This is a genomic window from Streptomyces finlayi, from assembly GCF_014216315.1.
Lineage (GTDB): Bacteria > Actinomycetota > Actinomycetes > Streptomycetales > Streptomycetaceae > Streptomyces > Streptomyces finlayi_A.
In genome coordinates, this window is the sequence record NZ_CP045702.1 from 670027 (window position 1) to 691098 (window position 21072).

General features: G+C 71.2%; 22 protein-coding genes and 1 pseudogene. 11 read left to right on the top strand and 12 right to left on the bottom strand.

Annotated elements, in window-relative coordinates; translation table 11 throughout:
- Positions 1-191 precede the first annotated feature (191 nt).
- Positions 192-761 carry an SMI1/KNR4 family protein gene (locus F0344_RS03270; protein WP_185302490.1) on the top strand — a complete coding sequence of 190 codons (570 nt, stop codon included), beginning with the start codon at positions 192-194 and terminating at the stop codon, positions 759-761.
- Positions 762-826: 65 nt separating this feature from the next.
- On the opposite strand, the gene F0344_RS03275 is transcribed toward F0344_RS03270, so the two are convergent.
- The 4 genes from F0344_RS03275 to F0344_RS35370 all read right to left on the bottom strand — a co-directional run bounded on the left by F0344_RS03275 (position 827) and on the right by F0344_RS35370 (position 4056).
- Positions 827-2074 carry a cytochrome P450 family protein gene (locus F0344_RS03275; RefSeq protein WP_374940059.1) on the bottom strand — a complete coding sequence of 416 codons (1248 nt, stop codon included), beginning with the start codon at positions 2072-2074 and terminating at the stop codon, positions 827-829.
- Positions 2071-3384 carry a cytochrome P450 gene (locus tag F0344_RS03280; protein WP_185297329.1) on the bottom strand — a complete coding sequence of 438 codons (1314 nt, stop codon included), beginning with the start codon at positions 3382-3384 and terminating at the stop codon, positions 2071-2073. Before F0344_RS03280 ends, F0344_RS03275 begins: the two co-directional genes overlap by 4 nt.
- A gap of 98 nt (positions 3385-3482) precedes the next feature.
- A complete protein-coding gene (locus F0344_RS03285) occupies positions 3483-3746 on the bottom strand; it encodes a 6-carboxytetrahydropterin synthase (RefSeq protein WP_308460884.1) in 264 nt (87 codons plus the stop codon).
- A 184-nt stretch (positions 3747-3930) separates the two neighbouring features.
- A complete protein-coding gene (locus F0344_RS35370) occupies positions 3931-4056 on the bottom strand; it encodes a hypothetical protein (protein WP_258049627.1) in 126 nt (41 codons plus the stop codon).
- A 17-nt stretch (positions 4057-4073) separates the two neighbouring features.
- Between F0344_RS35370 and F0344_RS03290 the strand changes: the two genes are divergently transcribed.
- Positions 4074-4442 (top strand): hypothetical protein, encoded by a 369-nt coding sequence (locus F0344_RS03290; RefSeq protein ID WP_185297330.1) that lies wholly within the window; start codon positions 4074-4076, stop codon positions 4440-4442.
- 324 nt (positions 4443-4766) lie between these two features.
- On the opposite strand, the gene F0344_RS03295 is transcribed toward F0344_RS03290, so the two are convergent.
- Positions 4767-5033 (bottom strand): DUF397 domain-containing protein, encoded by a 267-nt coding sequence (locus tag F0344_RS03295; protein WP_185297331.1) that lies wholly within the window; start codon positions 5031-5033, stop codon positions 4767-4769.
- Positions 5030-5909 (bottom strand): annotated as a pseudogene (locus F0344_RS03300) (helix-turn-helix domain-containing protein). The gene F0344_RS03295 and the pseudogene F0344_RS03300 overlap by 4 nt, the downstream one beginning before the upstream one ends.
- Before the next feature lie 148 nt (positions 5910-6057).
- On the opposite strand from F0344_RS03300, the gene F0344_RS03305 reads away from it, so the two are divergent.
- Positions 6058-6573 carry an ATP-binding protein gene (locus F0344_RS03305; protein ID WP_185297332.1) on the top strand — a complete coding sequence of 172 codons (516 nt, stop codon included), beginning with the start codon at positions 6058-6060 and terminating at the stop codon, positions 6571-6573.
- Positions 6574-6607: 34 nt separating this feature from the next.
- Here the strand turns inward: F0344_RS03305 and F0344_RS03310 are convergent, their stop codons facing one another.
- From F0344_RS03310 to F0344_RS03330, 6 genes are all read right to left on the bottom strand, one after another.
- The gene (locus tag F0344_RS03310) at positions 6608-7024 is read right to left on the bottom strand and encodes a hypothetical protein (RefSeq protein ID WP_258049630.1); all 417 of its coding nucleotides are present in this window, start codon (positions 7022-7024) and stop codon (positions 6608-6610) included.
- A 186-nt stretch (positions 7025-7210) separates the two neighbouring features.
- Positions 7211-7459: a dihydrofolate reductase family protein gene (locus tag F0344_RS37035; protein WP_445585667.1), complete on the bottom strand. Its 249-nt coding sequence runs from the start codon at positions 7457-7459 to the stop codon at positions 7211-7213.
- Positions 7419-7811, bottom strand: a complete 393-nt coding sequence (locus F0344_RS03315; RefSeq protein ID WP_445585668.1) for a dihydrofolate reductase family protein — start codon at positions 7809-7811, stop codon at positions 7419-7421. The genes F0344_RS37035 and F0344_RS03315 overlap by 41 nt, the downstream gene beginning before the upstream one ends.
- Complete coding sequence (locus F0344_RS03320; protein WP_185297333.1) at positions 7808-8671, bottom strand: metalloregulator ArsR/SmtB family transcription factor; 864 nt, start codon at positions 8669-8671, stop codon at positions 7808-7810. The genes F0344_RS03315 and F0344_RS03320 overlap by 4 nt, the downstream gene beginning before the upstream one ends.
- A 90-nt stretch (positions 8672-8761) precedes the next feature.
- Positions 8762-9445 carry a response regulator gene (locus F0344_RS03325; protein ID WP_185297334.1) on the bottom strand — a complete coding sequence of 228 codons (684 nt, stop codon included), beginning with the start codon at positions 9443-9445 and terminating at the stop codon, positions 8762-8764.
- Positions 9442-10245, bottom strand: coding sequence for a sensor histidine kinase (locus tag F0344_RS03330; protein WP_258049631.1), 804 nt, complete (start codon positions 10243-10245; stop codon positions 9442-9444). Before F0344_RS03330 ends, F0344_RS03325 begins: the two co-directional genes overlap by 4 nt.
- A 28-nt stretch (positions 10246-10273) precedes the next feature.
- Between F0344_RS03330 and F0344_RS35375 the strand changes: the two genes are divergently transcribed.
- The 8 genes from F0344_RS35375 to F0344_RS03365 all read left to right on the top strand — a co-directional run bounded on the left by F0344_RS35375 (position 10274) and on the right by F0344_RS03365 (position 21069).
- Complete coding sequence (locus tag F0344_RS35375; RefSeq protein WP_258049633.1) at positions 10274-10546, top strand: hypothetical protein; 273 nt, start codon at positions 10274-10276, stop codon at positions 10544-10546.
- Positions 10547-11021: 475 nt separating this feature from the next.
- Positions 11022-11411 carry a hypothetical protein gene (locus F0344_RS35380; RefSeq protein WP_258049635.1) on the top strand — a complete coding sequence of 130 codons (390 nt, stop codon included), beginning with the start codon at positions 11022-11024 and terminating at the stop codon, positions 11409-11411.
- Positions 11404-11946, top strand: coding sequence for a hypothetical protein (locus F0344_RS03340; protein ID WP_258049637.1), 543 nt, complete (start codon positions 11404-11406; stop codon positions 11944-11946). Before F0344_RS35380 ends, F0344_RS03340 begins: the two co-directional genes overlap by 8 nt.
- 249 nt (positions 11947-12195) lie before the next feature.
- On the top strand, positions 12196-12669 hold the full coding sequence (locus tag F0344_RS03345) for a hypothetical protein (RefSeq protein ID WP_185297335.1): 474 nt from the start codon (positions 12196-12198) through the stop codon (positions 12667-12669).
- Positions 12670-12861: 192 nt separating this feature from the next.
- Positions 12862-14394 (top strand): TIGR02677 family protein, encoded by a 1533-nt coding sequence (locus tag F0344_RS03350; protein WP_185302494.1) that lies wholly within the window; start codon positions 12862-12864, stop codon positions 14392-14394.
- A complete protein-coding gene (locus F0344_RS03355; protein ID WP_185297336.1) occupies positions 14391-15653 on the top strand; it encodes a TIGR02678 family protein in 1263 nt (420 codons plus the stop codon). Before F0344_RS03350 ends, F0344_RS03355 begins: the two co-directional genes overlap by 4 nt.
- A complete protein-coding gene (locus F0344_RS03360) occupies positions 15650-19810 on the top strand; it encodes a TIGR02680 family protein (protein WP_185297337.1) in 4161 nt (1386 codons plus the stop codon). Before F0344_RS03355 ends, F0344_RS03360 begins: the two co-directional genes overlap by 4 nt.
- Positions 19807-21069, top strand: a complete 1263-nt coding sequence (locus F0344_RS03365; protein WP_185297338.1) for a TIGR02679 family protein — start codon at positions 19807-19809, stop codon at positions 21067-21069. The genes F0344_RS03360 and F0344_RS03365 overlap by 4 nt, the downstream gene beginning before the upstream one ends.
- The last annotated feature ends 3 nt before the right edge of the window (positions 21070-21072 follow it).

Sequence of the window (21072 nt, forward strand, 5' to 3'; positions counted from 1 at the left end):
GGCGACAGTCCATAGTCGCCGCCGACGGCGAAAAGGTTGCCATGCATTCCCTTCCCGTACACGTTCGCTCGGAGTAGGTGACCCTGCGGGTGACTCGTCCGCCTGTCGTGGCCGCCAGACCAACGGCGGCGCCGACGGCTCGGACGGGGGCCGGAAGCGACTGTCGGAGGTGGGTGGTATCGATGATCCCCATGAACACCGAGCACGCCTCCCCAGCCGGCCTCGCCATCCTGCGCGCCGCCTTCGACGTCGACGACCACGGCGCGTCAGCGCTGGGACTGCCCGCGGTCCGCGCCTACGAGGCCGAGCACGGCGTCGTCCTGCCCGAGCCGTACCGGACCTTCGTGGCGGAGATGACCGACGGCTCCTACGCCGGGCCTCCCGACTTCGGCCTCCTCGCACTGGCCGAGCTGCCCGGCGACTGGGGGGACGGCCGGCCGGCGCGCCGGCTGGACCTGCCCTTTCCGCTCACCGAGGCATGGCTGTGGGAGGACGAGGACGACGATCCGAGGTCGGAGGAGGAAGTGGACGCGCTCCTGGACCGGGTCTTCGACCATGGCTCGATCGTGCTGGGCACGGACGGCTGCGGCATGAACTGGCACCTCGTCGTGACCGGACCGCACCGGGGCCACGTCTGGAACATCAGCGGCGAGGGGGCCACCCCGTTCGGAGCCGAATTCGGCTTCACGACGGGCAGCGCGGGCTTCGCCGGCTGGGTCGAGCACTGGGCCGCGAACAAGCCGTGGTTCGACGCGCCCTGAGGCACCGGCTGCCTGTCGGCCCGCCCCGGACCACGGCGTGCGCCCAGCTCTCCAGGACGACAGGATCAGCTCTCCAGGACGACGGGGAAGGACTCCATGTCGTTCTGCGTCATCACGGGCAGCTTACGGATCTCGTCGTCCGCGACCACGAGCCGCAGCCCCGGGAAGCGCCCGAACAGCGCGGGCAGCGCGATGGCCGCTTCCACCCGGGACAGCCCGGCTCCAGGGCAGATGTGCGGACCGTGCCCGAACGTCATGTGGCGGATGGGAGCGGCCCTGGTGATGTCGAAGGCGTCCGCGTCCGCCCCGTGCTGCACGGTGTCGCGGCCGATCGCCCGGTACGAGATGACCAGGCCCTCACCCTTCGCGATCACGTCGTCGCCCACCTGGATGTCCTCCGTGGCGAAGCGCATGAGCAGATGTGTCGTGGGGGTGTCCCAGCGCAGCGTCTCCTCGATCACGGTCTCCCAGGAGACCTCGCCGCCCAGCACCATGCGGAGCTGGTCGGGGTGGGCGAGCAGCGCCCGTACGGCGTTGAGGATCAGCCCGATCGTCGTCTCGTGCCCGGCCGCGACCATCGCCTTGAGGTTGCCCACCACCTCTTCCTCGGTGAGCGGCTCGCCCCCCTCGTCGGCGAGGATGAGCCCGGTCGTGAGGTCGTCCGTGGGCCTGGCCGCCTTCTCCCGTACGAGCCTGGTGTAGAAGACGTCCAGCTCGGCGAGCAGCGCGAGCCGTTCCTCCTGCGGAGTGAGCATGGAGAAGAACGCCTTGTACCGCTGGGTCAGCATCGCGTGCTCGGACTCGTCGACACCCATGAGCAGTCCGACGACCCGCATGGGCAGCGGCTGGGCGAATACACTCTTGAGGTCGACCGTGGCGCCGTCCTGGCCCTGCGCGGCGAGGTCGTCCAGCAGCTCCTCGGTGAATCTCTCGATGTCCGGACGTATCTCCTCCAGCCGGCGCGGGGTGAGCGCCTGGGAGGTCTTGGTCCGCAGCCGCCGGTGCTCCGCCCCGTCCACGGTGAACATGGAGCGCCCCGCGTCGATCATGCCGATCAGTGGCCAGGCGTGTGTCACCGCGCCGCTCTGCCAGAGTCCCCAGGCGTCGAGGTCCTTCACCAGCCGGGTGTCGAGGAGCAGGCTGCGCGCCTCGGCGTGACGGGTGACGGTCCAGGCCGGCACACCGAGCAGTTCGATCCGCGCCAGCGGCCCGGCGTCACGCAGCAGCCCGGTCTCACCGTCGAGGTCCCGCACCATCGGGTCGATGACCACAGGGGCGGCGGCGTCGGTGGCGGCGGCATGGGGGCACTTCACAACGAGTCTCCTGTCGGACGTACGGGTGTGAACCGGACGGGAAGTGACGTCATCCCGCGCAGAAAGGCGGAGGGCCGCCGTACGAGATCCTGTGCGGCGATCCCGAGCTCGAGGTCGGGCAGCCGGTCGAGCAGCACCTCGATTCCGGTACGGGCGATGATCTCGGCGATCTCCTGCGCGGGGAACGGGCAGCGGTACTCACCATGGCTGAAGGCGAGGTGCGCGCTGTTTCCGCCCTGCCCCGACGGACTTCCGGCGGTGGAGAGCCGCTGGCGCATGTGAGGGTCGGCGTTGGCCGCCCCCAGTCCGAGCAGCAGCATGTCACCGGCCTGGATGGACCGGCCGCCGAGCTGGGTGTCCCTGGCCGCCCAGCGCCCGGCGAGGATCTGGGTGGGTCCGTCCTCCCAGAGCACCTCGTTCATGGCCTCGGCAACGCTGCGCCGCCCGCCCGCGAGCGCCTCGGCGAACTCGTCGTCGGTGAGCATCAGCCGCATGGAGTTGCCGATCCAGTCGGCGGTGGTGAGATGTCCGGCGGCCGTGACGGCCATCAGGTCGAGTACGTACTCCTCGTCGGTGAACGCGCCGGGGTGGGCCAGCATCCGGGACGTCACGTCGTTCCCGGGATCGGCCCGCCGGGCGGCGAGAAGCCGCTGCATGTGCTCACCGAACCGGATGTTCGCCGCCTGCGCCCCGGGCCCGCCGTCGGCCAGCTCCTTGAGTACCTGCGCGATCCGCAGCCCCTCGTCGTCCGGAAAGCCGACGAGGCGGGCGAGGACGAGCACCGGCAGGGGCTCGGCGAAGTCGGCGATCAGGTCGGCGGTACCGCGCCGGCACACGTCGTCGATCAGCCGGTCCGCCAACTCCTCACAGTGGTTGCGCAGTTCGTGCGGCTCCACACCTTCGAGGGCGGTCCCCACCATCTCGGCGTGCCGCCGGTGCTCGGCACCGGCGGTGAAGTAGATGGACGGCATGGGCCGCCCGACCATCGGCAACAGCGGCCAGTCCTCCGGGAGACGGCCCCACTGGTTCCACAGCCCGACATCCCTGGGGAACAACTCCCCGTCGCTGGTGACCTGATGCAGCTCCCGGTACCCGATGACCAGCCAGGCCGGAACACCCCCGACGAGCTCCACGGGCACGACGGCCCCGTGATCGCGGCGCATGGTGCGGTAGAGAGCCTGCGGCTCGGTATGAAACCCGGGTCCGCTCAAGGCCACGGCGGCGGACCCGGAACGCACGGGGCAGCCGCTCGTGGAGCTGCTCCCCGGCGGGGAATCGGGAGATGGCACGGTGGTTGGGGGGTGCTTCATCGTCCTGACTCCTGTGGCGGAAGCTTCACGCGTTCAGATCATACGATCAACGCGGGTCCACTATAGGGAGATTGCGTGCAGCCGCGGCCACCACTTCGTCATCCTGGTTGATATACCACCCAGGTCTTCGGAGTCTCGGACACCTTCACCGCGCTGAGCTCCGGCAGGCCCTCGCACCAGTGGTCGTAGATCCATTTCGCAAGGTTCTCTGCCGACGGAGAGGTAGTCTCCATCACCTCATTGAGGTGCCGGTGGTCGAGGGTGGCGTCCACCCACTTCCTGAATACGGCAAGATCCCGGAAGTCGCGCACGAATCCGCTCTCTGCACGGGCGTCGTCATGTGCGGACAGCTCCAGGACCACGATATAGTTGCCCGTGCATGCGCGCGCACGGATGCCCGCCCGGGAGGCGGTCCAGTACGTGGCCGGCCGAGAAGTGCAACTCATTGCTGATGGTGAACATGGCCGCTCCCGCCTTCCTCGCCCGGGGCTCGCCGCTCGCCGCAGCACCGTCGCACCCGTTGCCTTTCTTCCCGGCGACGCGCCATCAGGCCTCGGGCCGGGCCTCGCCCGGATGCAGGATGCGGGCGAGAAAGGCCTTGGTGCGGGGGTGTTCCGGTCGGGCCAGCACATCCTCCGGGGCGCCTTCCTCCACCACGAGGCCGTCGTCCATGAGTTGAGGTGAAATCCGTGACAGTGCAGTTCGAGGTCTGGAATCCGGGGCGCACCGAGAAGTCGATCGGCCTCGACGAGGTGCGGGAGGCGTATCGCAGCCTGCCGGACGGGGTATCGGCCATCTTCACGTGGAACGACTGTGAAGAGGAGTGCCTCATCGTCGCTGTCGAACCCGAATTCTCCGTCGTGACCATGGGTCGTGACGCGTCGTTCTGGAATCTCAAGATCTCCGACGACACGGAGGAGGTCGAGATCAGGATGGGGGCCGACGACTTCACGTGGCTCCGCGGCTGTCTGTTGCCACGGGACATGGGGGTGGAGGTCCTGCTCAAGGCCAAGGATTTCGACTCGTTGTTCTGGGAGTACTCATGGGCTGACGGATGAGTCCTCCTGACACACGGATCACAGCCTGACCGCTGACACCACCGGTAGCCGGGCAACCCCCGCGCAGGTTCCCCTGCGGGGCGGTTCTCTGTAGGCCACTCGTACGCCGAATTGAGGGGTGGCCGTGTCTGCAACCCTGTGTGCCACGGTCATGTCTTGGGCTTGGTGGCGAGTTCGTGGACGTGGGTGGAGACCAGCGCGAAGGCGCTGCGAGCTCACCGCAGGCTGCGCACTCGACGACGCGGCGTGACGGGTGATGGCCGGACGCACGCGTGGGACATGTCGCTGGTGGTTCGCCGCAGGTCCCACGTGGTTGCGTACAGCTCAGATCGGCCGGTCTGCCGCCAGCCCGACGAACCCGGCCCATACGTGGGGCGAGACAGTCAGGACCGGTCCAGCGGTGACCTTCGAGTCCCGGATGTGTACGGCTCCGGGGGCGGCGGCCACCTCTACGCACTCGCCACCACCACCAGTGCTGTAGCTGCTCTTGAACCAGGCGACCTCTACACAGTCGCCCCCCTCAGCACCGCTGTAGCTGCTCTTGAACCAGGCAAGTTCCGGAGCTGCGACCGAAGTCTCTGCGATGTTCATAGCTCTCCCAGCAACTTCTCGACGAATCTCAGGGTCTCGCGCGGAGTAAGAGCCTGGGACCGGATGATCCCATAGCGCGCTGCCGCGAGACGGACCTCTTCGCGGTTCGTCAGCAGGCTACTTCGCGCTTGGACCTCCATGTACGTGAGCTGCTCTCCGCCCTTGCGCATGATGACCGTGAACGGGCCATCCACGCCCGCGTTGTCCTCGCGGTCGAGGGGCATGACCTGGATCTCGACATTGCGCTTCTGACCGATGAAGGGCAGCTGTTCGAACTGCCCTCGCAGCACCGCTCTTCCGCCAAGTGGCCGACGCAGAACGGTCTCTTCGAGCACGAAGCTGAGCAGCGGCGCAGGCCAGCGGTTGAAGATCTCCTGCCGAGCGAGACGGCCTGCCACGCGCAGCTCGATCGTCTCTCGTCCAGCAGCGGGCGCCGCATTGCGAGCAACGCCCGCATGTACGCCTCCGTCTGCAATAGCCCCTTGACCACGTGCGTGTCATAGGCGCTCAGCTCGACCGCCTCCGCCTCCAAGCGCGCCATATCCCGGAAGAACGCGGGGTACTGCGCCCGCCCCATCTCCTCCTTCAGCGCCTTGAGCCCCCCCCGGCACCCAGAACCTCATCCGCCAGGTCGATGAACGTCGGCGGCGGAATGCGGCGCCCCTGCTCGAACGAAGCGATCGACTGCGCCGCGAATCCCACCCGCTTCCCGAACTCCGTCCGGTCCAAACCCGCCCGCACCCGCAGCAGCTTCAGCTGCCTCCCGAACGCGGTCACCACGCCCGAACCCGGCTCGTCCTCCGTACGTGACCCGGCGTCATGCTGCTCGCCCGGCTCGCCCCGTTCGCCCAGCCCCGTCGGCTCCGAAGTATCCATCGGCCTCACCACCTCACCGGCCCAACGCCGCGCCCCGGACACCGTCACGCGGCATGCCACGTACATACCGCACACCATCACGTACAACCAGCACTCGACGGTGCGTCACTACTGGTCACGCTACGCCACCGAGCGTCACCGTGAAGGCATGACGAGCAAGCAGCCACTCCCCGTACGCCCCACCCGCACCACCCAACCCCTGTTCCCCTGGCACCACTTCACGATGCGCTTCAGCTCCACCCCACGCGGCGCCCGTCTCGCCCGACGCCTGGCCGGAGAACAACTCGACGCCTGGGGCATCCCCTACGCGAGCGATGCCCATGACGTGCTGACGCTGATCGTGGCTGAGCTCAGCGCGAACGCCGTACACCACGGGCACGTACCCGGACGTGACTTCCGCCTTCGGCTGTCCGCGGAGGGCCGGGCCATCCGCGTGGAGGTCACCGACACGCGCGGCGAAAGCGTCCCCGTCCTCGCTGAACCGTCGGACGATCTGGACGGAGGCCGCGGCCTGCTCCTGGTGGCCGCTCTCACCGACCGCTGGGGCTGGTACCCGTGCGTCGACGGGCCCGGCAAGACGGTCTGGGCGACATTCACCGTGACCGGTCACATCGAAGCGCACTGCGTCACCGGCGACGGCTGCAATCCGCCGGCCGAGTCGTAGGCCGCCCCGCCGGGATCGCGATTGGCGCGCAAGTTCAGAACGCCTGCATGTACACCCGAGTGCTGTCGGCGTCCAGTTCAAGAACGTGGATCTCGATCCACCCGACCCCACCCCGTCGCTTGTCACCCACGCAGGGCGGACACACCCCCGCCCAACGGGCGCCCTTCTGGGTCTGAGGCTCAGGTAGACCGAGGTGCCCGAAGAGTTCGGTCGCGGGCGGAAGGTCGTGGTTCCTGGTCCGCAGTGGCTTCTCGGGACGGAGACCTTCCGCGATCCCCACGGCAGACTTCTCGTCGGTGACGAACGAGAGCAGGTAGATGTCTTCCTGTGGGTTGACCTGAACGGCGCCCTTCACCTCCTCCGCGCCCTCGGGCACCTTCACCTTCATGAACGCGGACGCCTCGGAAGCACCCATACCCTTCCCCCAGCGCGCGGTACGTCCATCGGCCACGCTCGGATCGTCAGCGTCGGCATTCGCGCAGGAGGTAAGGAGCAGTACGGCACAGAGAGCCGCGAACAGGCGTGTCCAGTGGGCGGAGCGAGTGTTCACCCTTGGCCTCCCCTGACCTCTACGGCGCATGTGCGGTGCACCGGCCATCACTACGTGCACCGGCCATCACTACGTGTGCCGGGCCGCTCAGCGGGCCCGGTCGTAGACCATGGCCATCTCGCCCAGTTCGCCGGTCTGCTGATGGGTGAGCCTCCACTGCGACGGCGGCAGGCCGTCGTCGAAGAGCCGCTGTCCGCCCCCGGCGATCTCGGGAAAGATCATGAGATACAGCCGGTCGAGCAGGTCCGCCGACAGCAGCGCCTTGATCACGCTCGCGCTGCTGTTGACGAGGATGTCACCCCCCGCCGTCGGCCTTGAGTGCGGCGACGACGTCATCGGCGGGGGCGTTCACCACCCGGCTGCGTTCCCAGGGAGCTTCGGTGAGAGTGGTCGAGAAGACCACCTTTTCCGTGCCGACCAGCCACTTCGCATAGCCGCGGTCACGCGGGTCGGCGCTCTCGTCGTCGGCGACCGTCGGCCAGTACGCCAAGAAGCCTTCGGCGTTGACCCGGCCGAGCACCGCCGTCGTCGCTCCCTCCCAGATGCGGGTGAGGTGGTCGCGCGCCACCTCGGTGGTCACGTACGGGGCGAACATCCCGAAGTCGCTCGGCCCGCCCGGACCGTGGTAGCGCCCGTCGAGGGTGAGGGCCAGGTTCGCGGCCACTCGGCGGCCGGTCGGGTCTGTCATTGCGTGCTCCTCGTCCCGGTTCCGTGCGAGCCCGCGGCGAGGGTCGCCGCGAGTTTGTCGAGGCTCTGGCCGAAGCCGGTCTCGATGCCTGCGATGAAGTCCGCGGATTCGACGGTGCTGTCGGTGATCCGCCAGTGGACGTCGAGCTCCGTGCCGGTGCCGGTGGCGGTGCCCGTGCCGGCGGGCCGGAGGCCGTAGGCGACGTGCGCGGTGAAGGCGGGGCCGCCGTCGGGCAGCAGCGGGGAGAGCCGGTAGACGAGGCGCTCTCCCGGGCGTACGTCCTCGACGAATCCCTCCGCGCGCCCGGCGGCCACGTCGGAGCCGTCGGCGTCCTCCACGTCGCGGTACTCGTGGACGATCCGCCCGCCCGGCCGGGCCTCGAAGAGGAGCTCGGAGACGCGCAGATCGTCGGGCGTCCACCACCGAGCCAGCAGCGAGGCTTCGGTCAGGTGGCGCCAGACCAGGTCGGGGCGTCCCGCCAGCGACCGGCGGAACGTGAACGAGCGGCCGTCGGCCCACCCCGGTTCCTCCGCGGCGAGCCGCTCGGCGCGGAGAGCGCTCCCGTACCGGTCATAGGTCGCACGTGGGCCGTCGGGCTGCTCCGCCGTATCGGCGAGACGGCTGAGCACGTCCGCGAGGTCCCGCAGGGGACCGGGCCGGAGAGCGTAGATGCGGCGCTGACCGGTGCGCTGGGAGGTGACGACGCCCGCACGTTCAAGGGTTTGCAGGTGCTTGGTCGTCTGCGGCTGGCGCGCCTCTGCCAGCTGGGCGAGGACGCCGACCGAGCACGGTCGCTCGGCCAGCAGGCTCACGAGCCGCCAACGGGCCGGGTCGGCCAACGCGGTAAGGAGTGCTTCCATGACCCGTACATTCCCCCACAGGAATATTCCTGTCAAGGAATGTTAGAGGACAGGGTGGGAGAGTCACGGAAGCTCCCGGGGGTGCGGTGCCTACCGTGGGAGCCGGTCGGCCAGGCCGCTCCCCCAGGCCCAGGCGGCGATACCCACCCGGTTGCGGGCCTTCAACTTCGCCTGGATGTTAGCGATATGGGTCTTGGCCGTGCCCGCCGAGATGAAGAGCGTCCCGCCGATCTCGGCGTTGGTGAGGCCCTCGGCGACCAGACGCGCGATCTCCTCCTCCCTGGCCGTGAGAGGCGACGGGGCAGCGGGCGCCGAACGGTCCGGGGCAGCGGGGGCGGCGAGGGTCTGGAGCAGGCGGACCGTGATCTGGGGGCTGATGAGGATGTCCCCGGCCATCGCCGCCCTGACCCCCTCGATCAGCAGCCCGGGGCCCGAGCGCTTGAGGAGGAACCCGCAGGCGCCGTCACGCAGTGCGGTGCGTACGTAGTCGTCGTGGTCGAAGGTGGTGACGACGAGGACCCGCGTCGGATCGGGTACGCCGGGGCCGGCGAGGCGACGGGTGAGTTCGAGGCCGTCCAGACCCGGCATACGGATGTCGGCGAGGACCAGGTCCGGCCTCAGCTCGTGGGCGAGGCCGACGGGGATGAGGCCGTCCGCCGCCTCGCCGACCACCGTCATGTCGGGCTGGGAGTCGAGGATCAGACGGAAGCCGCTGCGGACATCGTCCTGCTCGTCGGCGATGAGGATGCGGGTCGGACCTGGGGCGTTCGTCATGGCGTCTCCTTCGGGAGGACGGCCGGCAGGACGGCGGTGAGCCGCCAGCCGCCGTTTCCGTGCGGTCCCGCCGAGAGGGTTCCGCCGAGGGCCTGGGCGTGCTCGGTGAGGGCGGGGAGGCCGAGGCCGCCCTGGGAGGCACGGCGGCGGGCAGGGGCGGGGCGGGCTCCGCGGTCGTTGGTGACCCGGATCTCCACGGTGGTGGCCGTGGGGAAGAGTGCGACGGTGGCGCGGGGCGCGTCGGGTGCGTGCCGTCGGATGTTGGTCAGCGCCTCGACGACGATGCGGTACGCCGCCGCACCCGCCTCGCGGGAGAGAGCTTCCACGGCCGGGGCGGGTAGGTCCAGATGCGCCTCCGTGGCTCCTGCGGACGTGAAATCCGATACGAGAGAAGGGAGTTGGGAGACTCCTGGCAGTGGTTCCGTGGCATGGGCCTCCGGACCGTGCAGCATCCGCACGGTCCGGTCCATCGCGGCCAGGACGTTCAGGCCCGCCTTCTCGATGCGCTCCAGGGCGAGCACCGCCTGGACGGGGTCGGTGGCGGCCACGAAGCGGGCCGCCTGGGCCTGGACGACGATCCCGCTGATGTCATGGGCCACGAAGTCGTGCAGATCGCGGGACAGGTGCAGGCGCTGGGCGCTGCGGGCCTCCGCCACGGCCCGCCCGCGGCGGAGTTCCTGGCTGCGGGGGTAGGCGCCCGCAGCCACCGCGGCGGCTGCGGGAAGGAGCCAGAACGTGGCGATCCCCACGTCCTCGAGGAAGGACTCGCCCGTGACCAGCGGCACGGGCCAGAGGGTCACGGCGAGGACGGCCGGGGGGAGGGCCCACATGAGTGCGCGCAGCGGGGGACCAGCGGGTGACCGCTGCCAGGAAGAGCAGGAGGACGACGGCGTCCCCCAGCTTCCAGCCGGAGTCGATACGGCCCGGGGGTACGACGAAGCTGGTGATCAGGGAGAGAACCGCGCAGGCCGTGGCCGGACCGGCGAGACGGCCGAGCCGCTGACGAACTCCGGCGCGGGGTCGGGCAACCGCCCACAGCAGCGCGCCGACAGCCACGAACGACGGCAGAGCGCCAAGCGCCTCGACGGCCCGGTCGGTTGATTCCCCCATGGTGATCAGCGTACGGGCGGGCGGCCCCGCGGGCTCTCTGCCGAACGGCATAGGAAGGCCGGCCGACGGCGCGGTCTTTGTGCCGATCGGCGGATGGGTGCGCAGGGGTGCCGACGGCGAAGCTTGAGCCGTCCCACCGGTTTCGTGGACAGACACCCGTTCCGTACAAGGGAGTTCCTCATGCGCACCACCGCAGTCGGCGCCACGGCGGCCGTCGCCGTCCTCGCCGGACTCATCGCTGCCGGGCCTGCCCCCGCGGCCCCGCCTTCATCCGCCGGGAGACAGCCCGCGAAGACGGAGAGGACGTCGAACACGGAGAGGACGGAGAGGACCGCGAGCGTGCACGGCACGCATCTCCTACGTCGAGTCGGCCGACGACGTCATCCGCTTCAGCGTCCACGCCGAACAGAAGCCGTTCAGCAGGCCGTTGCCCTCCGTCGCCCCCGAGGGGATGTCCACGGACGCCGTGGGCACACTGAAGTTCTCCCACACCTCCCCTGACGGTGGAGAAACGGGGTGGGCGCAGGCCCGGGTGGACTGTCTGGTCACCAGTCCCCGGATGGCGACCCTGACGGCGGTCGTGACGAGATCGAACGTATCGGAGGCCGGTGCCCGGTTGGGGATCAGCGTCCAGCAGGGGACCAGGGGCGAGCCCGACCGGCTCGGCTTCTCCTGGGGGGTGGTGAACTTCGACCCCGGGAACGTCGATGAGAGCGGCACGCCCGTAGTGCCGCCGGCAGGCACGTGCATGGCCCCCGCCCCCTTCACGACCGTGATCAACGGCGGTTACGAGGTCGTCCACGCGGAGATCAAGAAGTCTCCCGGGTCCCCCGAGGGAGCCGACCGCCGTGACTGACACCCTGACCGCCGAGCCGCCCGTGGCGCACGCGCTCCAGGTCCCCCGCTCCGTCCGCCTGTCGGCGCAGGCCGCCGCGCTGACGCTCGTGCCGTCCGGACTGTGGCGTATCGCGATGGCTCTGGGCTGGGACTCCGGATTCACCGATGAACTCGGGCCGGAGCACTTCCCCGGCAAGGGGTCCTTCTACCTCGTCGGACTCAGTCTGCTCGCCGAGGCGTTCGGGCTGCTCACGCTGGGCCTGATCCACCGCTGGGGCGAGGAGCTCCCGCGCTGGGTACCGGTCCTGGGCGGACGGAACGTTTCCGTATACGCCGCGGTCGTCCCCGCCTCGCTGGGTGCGGCGCTCGTCACCTCCGTCACATGCGCCGGTGCCTTCAGCTGGAACAGTGCGGAGAACATGGGCGCCGCCGGCTCCCCCGACGGCATCCACTACTGGGTGATGACCGCCTGCTACGCACCCCTGCCGGCCTGGGGGCCACTGCTCGCGGTGGTCACGGTGGCCTACTACCGCCGTCGGCGCCGGGTGCGCTGAGAACGCGGTCGGGCATCGGTCAGGAATCACGTGACTGATGTCAGGTGGTGCACCCGCCGGCAAGGGCCGTCCGGAAGGCGCGCGCCGGCTGGGCGGCGCTCCAGTCACAGGGGTTACCCCCCAGACGGTATGGGGGGTAACCCCCCCCAGCGAACTCGGGGATAAACCCGGTCGCTCGGTTGACGACTGATCCGTAGGTTCTGGGGTGGAATCGAAACATCGCTTTCTCACGACCTCCGGAGGACCCCCGTGACCGCCCCCTCGCACACGCCGACGCGCACCGTCCACCCGGTTGTCGCGGCCTTCGTGCGCTTCGTCGTGTGTGGCGGTGGTGTCGGGCTGGCTTCCAGCGGGGTGCTGGTCCTGCTCAACGACCGGATGCCGATGGCGGTCGCCAACGCGCTGGTCACCGTCGTCTCCACCCTGATCGCGACCGAGTTGCACAGCCGGGTGTCCTTCCGGAGCGGGCGGCGCGGCTGGGGGGTCCATCTCCAGTCCGGGCTGACGGTGGCCGTGAGTTACGCGTTCACCACCGGAGCCCTCCTGTGTCTGTACGCGGCACGGCCGGAACCCTCCGCCCTCGTCGAGCAGACCGTCTACCTGTCGGCCTCCGCCCTGGCGGGTGTCGGGCGGTTCGCCCTGCTGCGGGTCGTCGTCTTCGCCGAGCGGACGACGGCCGGTGACGTCGCGCTGGGCAAGGCGTCCGTCGTGATGGCCGCCTGACACGGCCCGCCGGTCCCGCGGCGGATCGCGCTTCCTGACCTGCTATGTCCCTCGTGTCAGTGGCGCCGTCTACTGTTCTTGGCAGGGCGCCGGATCTTCGTCGTCCGCCAAGGGACGTCCGTCCCACCGCATCGGGGCGCAGCAAGGAGCAGGGAGCGAGCAGTGGCAACGGCACACCGGGTCCCGGCCGAGATGTTCCGGTTCACCATGGGCGACAGGGCACCGCTGTACTCGGCGATTCTGCAGACCTTCGGCGATGCCAACGAACGCCTGGTGACGGCGCTGGGGCTCGACGACGTGCGGGAGCAGCTGCGCGGTGTCGGGTGGTTCGGCGCGTTGACGGACGACGACCTCACGGGCGCTTTGAAGGCACTCCGGGAGTGGGAGTTGCTGGACGTCATCCAGAACCACGCGGAGAACTACCGCACCGCTGAGGAGTACGAGCGGCGGAACCTCCAGTATTCGCTGACCCGGCGCGGGGAGGCGGCCTTCGCCGGGGTGCAGCACGCCCTCTCCGTGCTGGTGTCGACCGGCGCGCTGCAGACGGCGGTGCTCGACGCGATCGCGGACCGGCTGGAGGAACTGGACCGGCTGGCGCAGGACGCGGCGTCCGGAGACCGGCGGATATTCGCCACTCTGCAGGAGCTGGAGGGGCACTTGGACGCCCTCCGGGGCAACACGAAGCAGTTCAACGGTGAGCTCCAGCGGCTGCTGCGGACCGACGGTGCCGAGCTGTCCACCTTCCATGAGGTGAAGGGCGCCACGGTCGCCTATCTCCAGGAGTTCCTCACCAATCTCGATCAGCGGGCGCACTCCGTGTCGGCGGCCGTCGCGCGGGTCGAGGAGCACGGTCCGCGGACGCTCTGGGAGCGGGCCCTGCGCGGGGCCGAGCTGCCGCCGGCCGGTGGGGACGATCCGGCAGCCGCGTGGCTGGCCCGCCGTCAGGCGCGCTGGGACGGGCTGCGGGCCTGGTTCCTGCCCGTCGACGGCTCGCCCCCGCGGGTGGAGCAGCTGCACCACGTGGCACGCCGCGCCATCGTCACTCTGCTCCAGGTGCTTGACCGGATCACCGAGTCGCGGCGCAGGTCGACCGGTGCGGTGCAGGATTTCCGGGAGCTGGCCCGCTGGTTCGCCGCCGCCCCCGGCGAGGACGGTCTGCACCGGCTGTGGGCGACGGCCTTCGGGCTCGGACCGTCGCGCCACGCGCATCTCGCGCACGCCGACCCGGAGCTCGTCTCCGCCACCGAGAGCTGGCGTGACGCCCCGCCCGTGGAGGTATCCGCGCTGCTGCGCACCAGTGGCCGTACGGAGAGGTTCACCCGCACCGGGCGGGTGCGGGACGTGGCGGCGCTGAAGGCGGAGCGGGCCGAGCGGGCGAGAGCGGAGCGGGCCGAGCTGGAAGCCGCGTGGAGTCTGCTGCGTACCGAATCTCCGGTTCGCCTCTCCCGGTTCGGGGCGCTCGACCACGAGGTGTTCGAACGGCTCCTCGATCTGCTGGGCCGGGCGCTGGCGGTGCGTCCCGACGCCACTGGGGCGCGCCGCTCGGTGACCGGGGACGGGCGGGTCGAGGTCGTGCTGCGGCCCCCCGCCGATCCGCAGGGGGCGCCCGCTGTCCTGCGGACCGCGCGAGGGGCGCTCAGCTGTCCGGACTACGTCATCGAAGTGCACACGGTGGGCGCTTCCGGAGCCTTCGACGTCATGGACCGGGAGGTGGTGGCCGGATGAGCAACTTCGCCAACCAGCTCGTGGTGGCCGAGCGCGAAGAGATGTCCCGTTGCATCCGAACGCTGCTGGTGCGGCCCCTGCTCACCGAGCGCGCCGACCCGGTGGTGTTCGATCTGGTGCGCCGCCGCCGCGACCCGCTGGCGCACTGGTTCGACTACCACTGCGGCTGGACGCTGGCCGTCGAACCCCGTCTGGGGTACGCCCGGCTGCTGAAGTTCAACGCGGAGGCCGACGCGTCCCGTCCGGCGCGGCGGACCCGGGCGGGCAGGGCGCCGTTCGACCGGCGGCGGTACGTCCTGCTGTGCCTCACCGCCGCCGAGCTGCTGTCCGTCCCGGTCACCACGATCGGGCTGCTGGCCGACCGGGTCGTGCAGGCCGCTTCGGCGGACGAGGCCCTGTCCGCGTTCGACACGGCGCAGCGTGCGGAGCGCGTCGCGTTCGTCGACGTCCTTCGGCTGCTGGAGTCGTACGGGGCCTTGCAGACCGTGGACGGGGCCACGGACAGTTTCGCCGAATCGGTCGAGGCGAAGGTGCTCTACCGGGTCGATTCGAGTGTGCTGATGCGGCTGCTCGCCGCCCCGTGCGGGCCGTCCCGGATCGCGGTGCCGGCAGCCGACATCCCGGCCCGCTTCGAAGAGCTGCTCACCGGACTCGTGGAGGAGCGGCGGTACGGGCTCCCCGTCGGCGGGGACGCGGCGGACGACGCACAGCCGGACACGCCGCTCTCGCCGGTCCGGCGCAATCTGTGGCTGCGGCACTCGGTGCTGCGGCGCCTCTTGGACCAGCCGGTGCTGCACCGCGACGAGCTGTCCGAGGCCGAGCTCGGCTACCTGGCCTCCCCCACCGGTCGTCAGATCCTGCGCCGGGCCGCCGAACAGGCGGGCTTCGTGCTGGAGGAGCGGGCCGAAGGGTTCATGCTGGTCGATCCGGACGCCATCGCCACGGACAGCAAATTCCCCGACGACGCGAACCACGCCAAGGTCGCCGCGCTGCTGCTCCTGGACGTGCTGAACGCCGCGCCCGCCGGGTGCGCCCCCGAGCAGCTGGCGGTCGAGGCGGAACGGATTCTGGACCGGTTCCCGCGCTGGGGCAAGGCGTACCGGACGGAGGGCGGGGCGGCGGCGCTCGCCGACGACGCCGTGCGGGTCCTGGCCGATTTCCGGCTCGTACGGCGCGAAGGCGGCCGGGTCGTGCCCAGACCGGCCGCCGCCCGCTACCGCGTCACCAGTGCCACTCTCAAGGAAGAACACCCCGCATGACGGTCACCGCACTCCCCCTCAGCGCCCCCGGCTCCGCCTCCGGGGGTTCGGGCCCCGGCGAGCGCTGGCAGCCGACCCGGGCCGGCGTGCTCAACGTGTGGCGCTACTACGACGAGGTGTTCACCTTCCACCGCGGGCGCCTGCTGCTGCGCGGGCCCAACGGCACCGGGAAGTCGAAGGCGCTGGAAGTCCTGTTGCCGTTCCTCTTCGACGCGAGCCTGCGCCCCCACCGGCTGTCCACCTTCGGCGGCTCGGAACGCACCATGCACTGGAACCTCATGGGCGAGGGCGCCACAGGGCTCACCCGGGTGGGATACGTGTGGCTCGAGTTCCGGTCGGAGCGTGGCGAAGGTGGTGCGGGCGAAGGTGGTGCGGGCGAAGGTGGTGCCGAGGAGTTCCTCACCATCGGTGCGCGTCTGCAGGCCGGGGAGCGGACCACGACCGTCACCACCGACTTCTTCACCAGCCGCAGCCGGGTCGGTGTGCCCGGCGGCCTCTCCCTCGTCAACGACTCGGGGCAGCCCCTGACGAAGGCGGCGCTCGCGGCCGAGCTGTCCGGGCACGGAGAAGTGCACGCGTCGGCGTCCGACTACCGGGACACCGTGCGCCAAACCCTGTTCCCCGGCCTGAGCGAGCAGCGCTACAACGCCCTGATCACGGCACTGCTCCAGCTGCGCACACCGAAGCTGTCCCAGCGCCTCGACCCCTCACTGCTCTCGGAACTGCTGTCGCGCGCCCTGCCCCCGCTCGACCAGGGTGAGATCTCCGAACTGGCCGACGGTTTCGAACGGCTGGACCGTCGCCGCGAGCACCTGGCCCGGCTGGAGGACGAGGTGCGGGCCGCGCAGGCACTGGGCGCCCGCCAGCGCGCGTACGCCCAGCGGGTGCTGCGTGCCGGGGCCGCCGCCCTGATCTCGGCCACCACCGACATGGACAACCGCACGCGCACGGCCACGGAGTGCGAAGAGGAGTTCCGTGCTGCCGTGGCGGAGCGGGAGAAGGCCGAGGAGGAGCAGCGGGAGACGGAGGCATCGGGCGCCGAACTCGTCGCGAGGATCGAGGTGCTGACGGAGTCCGACGCGTACCGGGAGGGACAGGACCTGGACCAGCGCCGTCAGCGGGCGGCGGAGGCGCACCGGGACGCGGAGGCGCGGCAGCTGGCGGCCGACGCGGCCCGGACGACCGCGGATCAGGACGAGGCCCGTCACGCCCGGGCGCTGGAGTCGGCGGACGCGCAGGCGGAACGGGTCCGCCTCGCCGAAAGCGACTCCTGGCAGGTGGCCCGGCGGGCCGGTATGTCCGCCGCCTGTACGGAGGTGAGCGGCGCACTCGAAGCGGGAAACCCCGACCGGGCCGGGCAGATTCTGCACGGTGCGGTGCGGGGGCGGCGGAGCCAGGTGGAGGACGTGCGCGAGGCACTCGGTGTGCTGCGCGCGGCCCTCGCCGAACGCACGTCGGCCGAAGAGCGCGTGGAGGCTTCCCGCGCCGGGCTCGCCGCGGCGTCCGAGCAGCGTGCACAGGCCGCTGACCGGTATCAGCAGGCGGCCGGGGCGCAGGCCGAGCGGCTGCGGGAATGGGCGCGGCGGTGCGGGGAACTCTCCTTCGACGAGAGCGCCGTGGAGGAACTGGCCGGCCGGGCAGCCGCCGAGACCGAGGTGCTGGCGCTCGTGGACGCCGCCGCCCGCAGGGTCGAGCACGCCCTGACCACGGCCGAGGCGACGGTCACGGCCCGTATCGGCACGGCCCGCACGGAGCGGGAGGCGCTGGCGGCGGAGGCCGGACGGTTGCGGGAGGTCGCTGAACTGCCGCCGCCCACACCGGCGTTCCGTACCGCGGACCGTTCCAGGCTGTCCGGTGCTCCCTTGTGGAAGCTGGTCGGCTTCCACGACGCGGTGCCGGCGGCCACGCGCAGCGCGGTCGAAGCCGCGCTGGAGGCCAGCGGGCTGCTGGACGCGTGGGTGGCGCCGTACGGGGGCGCGTTCGCGCTGGGCCACGACACGTTCGCCGAGGCGGAGTGGGCGGAGCCCGCCCCGGGCCGCCATCTCGGCGAGGTGCTGCGCCCCGAGCCCGGTGCCCCCGTGTCGGCGGAGCGCATCGGCCAGTTGCTGACGGGGATCGCGTACGGGGACACGTTGCCCCCGGAGCACGGCGCCGCGGTCGGTGCGGACGGCACCTGGCGGCTGGCCAGCGCCACGGGAAGCTGGGCCAAGTCCGACGTCGCCTACATCGGGGCCTCGGCACGGGCCAGGTCCCGGGAGCGCCGCATCGCCGAACTGGCGGAGGCCATCGGCGCTGTGGACCACACACTCACCGGGCTGACAGCGGAACTGGCGGCGGTCGCGGCCCGACGGGAGACGCTGGAGTCCGACCGGCGGTGCCGCCCCGGTCACCGGGCCGTCACCGAGGCGGAACGTGACCTCGACCGGGCCCAGTCGGTCACCGAGGCCCGCGACGACGCGGTACGGGACGCCGTCGCGCGGCTCACCAGGTGCGAGTCGGCCGCCCGGGTGGCGCAGGACGGACTCGACCACGTGGCGTCCGAGCACCGGCTGCCTGCCGACGTACAGGCACTGCGCGCGGTGGCGGAGACGGTCCAGGGGCTGCAGGACACCGGAAGTCAGTGGCTCCTGGCCCATGTCCAGCTGGCCTCGGAGCGGCGTACGGCCCTGGAGCTGCGGTCCCGGGCCGAGCGTTCCGGCCGGGCCGCCCAGGAACACGAGGAGGAGGCGGGCCGCGCGGCATCGACGGCGCGGGCGCTCGCCGCGCAGCTGGAGGAGTTCGAGCACACCATCGGGGCGGAGTACGAGGAGACGCTCGCCCGGATCGACGAGATGCGGGAGTCGCACCGGCGCGCACAGTCCCGGCTGCGCGACTGCGCCTCGCTGCTGCGGACGGTCGAGGGGCGCATAGGCGCACTGAACAGTGAGCGCGCCGCCGCCGCGGAGCACCGTGACGCCGCGGTGACCGCACGCGACGCGGCCGCGGACCGGTTCCGGTATCTGCTGCGGCTGGGATTCCCCGCCGACGCGGGCGCCGAGGCCGAGGTGCGGGCGGGTGAGGGGACCAAGGCCACGCTGGAGACCGCGCGCACCCTGGGGGCGCTCTGGCCGTCCGTCCCCTACGAGCCGAAGAACGTCGCGGACGCGCTCGGGCGGCTCAGTGAGACCGTCCACATGAGCCGCCAGGCACTCGGCGAGCGGGCCGACCTCGCGATGGAGACGCACGACGACGTTCAGGTGCTGTCGGCGGCCATGGACGGCGTACGCATGGGCGCGGCGGGTCTGCTCATCGCGCTGACGGCGGAGCGTGACCGGAGCCTGGACGAGATCACCAGCGATGAGCGCGAGCTGTTCGACCGCACTCTCACGGGCAACACCCGCCGCCATCTCGCGGCACGCATCCGGCAGGCCAACGAGCTGGTCGACGCGATGAACGCCCGCCTGGAGCGCGTGCGTACGGCGTCCCGGGTGGCCGTACGTCTGGTGTGGCAGGTCGATCCGGGGCTGCCGCCCGGCACCAGGGCAGCCCGCGACCTGCTGCTGAAGGACCCCGTGCGGATGTCGGACGGGGACCGGGAGGCACTGCACCGATTCTTCCGCGAACGGGTCGAGGAGGCCAAGGCGTCCGACACCGCGAAGAACTGGGAGGAGCAGCTGACGCGGGTGCTGGACTACACGGCCTGGCACCAGTTCGTGGTGAAGCTGGACCGGGCCAACGGTCAGGGCTGGCAGTTGCTGACCAAGAAGCTGCACGGTGCGCTGTCCGGCGGGGAGAAGGCCATCGCCCTGCATCTGCCGCTGTTCGCGGCGGTGGCCGCGCACTACCAGGCGGTGCCGAAGGCGCCCCGGCTGATACTGCTGGACGAGGTCTTCGTCGGGGTCGACTCCACCAACCGGGGCCAGGTCTTCGAGCTGCTGTGCTCGCTCGACCTCGACCTCATGCTCACGTCGGACCACGAGTGGTGCACGTACCAGGAGCTCGACGGCATCGCGGTGCACCAGCTGATCACCGGGGGCGGCGGACCGGACGACGACGCGGTGACCACGGCGCGCTTCGTGTGGAACGGCGCGGAGCTGGTGGCGCAGGAGGCTCCGGAGGCTCTTCCGCGCGGGGAGGAGACTCCGCGCGTGCCGCTGCCGCGCGAGGAGCAGCCGTGACGCACGCGCTCGACCGTCCCGAACTGGCGCCGCTGTGGCAGGCGTTGCACGCGCGCCTGTCCGCCGGGCAGCCGGTCACTCGGGTACGGATCGGCCCGCTGGACGAGGCCGCCAGGAGCGCGCTGGCGGACCTCCTCGGCCTCGACCGGCTTCCCGGTCCGCAGCCCACGGTGGCACTGGCCCGGCTCGACGAGGCGCTTGTCGACAGCTGCGGCCAGGACACCCGGTCCGTGGTCGCCGCGATCGCCGGCCCGCTCGGCGACCGGACGGCGGAGCGGGCATCCGTCGCCGCCGAGCGTGCCGCCCTGTGGGAGTGGTTCGCCACGCACCCGGTCGTCCTGGCGCAGCCGGCGCTCGACGCCTGGGTCGGGCCGGTCCGGCGGGCCGGGGTGATCGGCGGCTCCGTCACCGCCACCCGGCGGACGCTCGACGACGCTCTGCACGTCCTGGCCGGGCTTCCTGCCTGCGGGGAGCCGTTGCCTGTCTTCGCCACCCGGATCCTCGACGACTCCCACGCACTGGACGACGGCACCCGCCTCTCCTCCCTGGTGCTGCGCGCCCTGTCCGCCCTCTACGGCACCGCGGCCCCCGAGACGGCGGCGGACCGGCGCGCGCTGTGGTCGCGCGCCGGACTCGCCGACGACGCGCTGTCCACGACGGTGCTCACCGCGGGTCTGCGCCCGGCAGGCCGAGGTCCGGTGGCCGGCGCCCTGACCGCGCTCTCCGCAGCCGGCCACGCCACCCACCTCACCCTGGCCCAGCTGCGCGACCCCGGCGACCTGCGCTTCCCGCCCACCGCCGTGCACCTCACGGAGAACCCGAGCATCCCTGCCCTGGCCCTTCAACGCTTCGGGCCTGCCTGCCCGCCCCTGGTCTGCACCTCCGGCTGGCCGAACAGCGCGGTGATCCTCCTGCTCGACCGTCTCGCCGAGGCCGGTGCACCGCTGCGCTACCACGGCGACTTCGACGGGGAGGGCCTGCGCATCGCCGCCCACGTCCTGGCCCGGAGCACGGCCACGCTGTGGCGCATGTCCACGTCCGACTTCCTGGCGGCACACGCCCACGCGCCGTCCGGCCCCGCCGCAGGCCGGATCACCGCCGCCCCCTGGGACGCCGAACTGGCTCCGGCCCTCGCGGCCAGGGGAACGGCCGTCCTCGAGGAGCATGTGGCCGAGGACCTGCTGGCCGACCTGGCGCGGTTGTGTACGGATCGACAGATCGGGTCCATCCAAGGTCTACCCGCAAGTAACTCCCGCTGATTG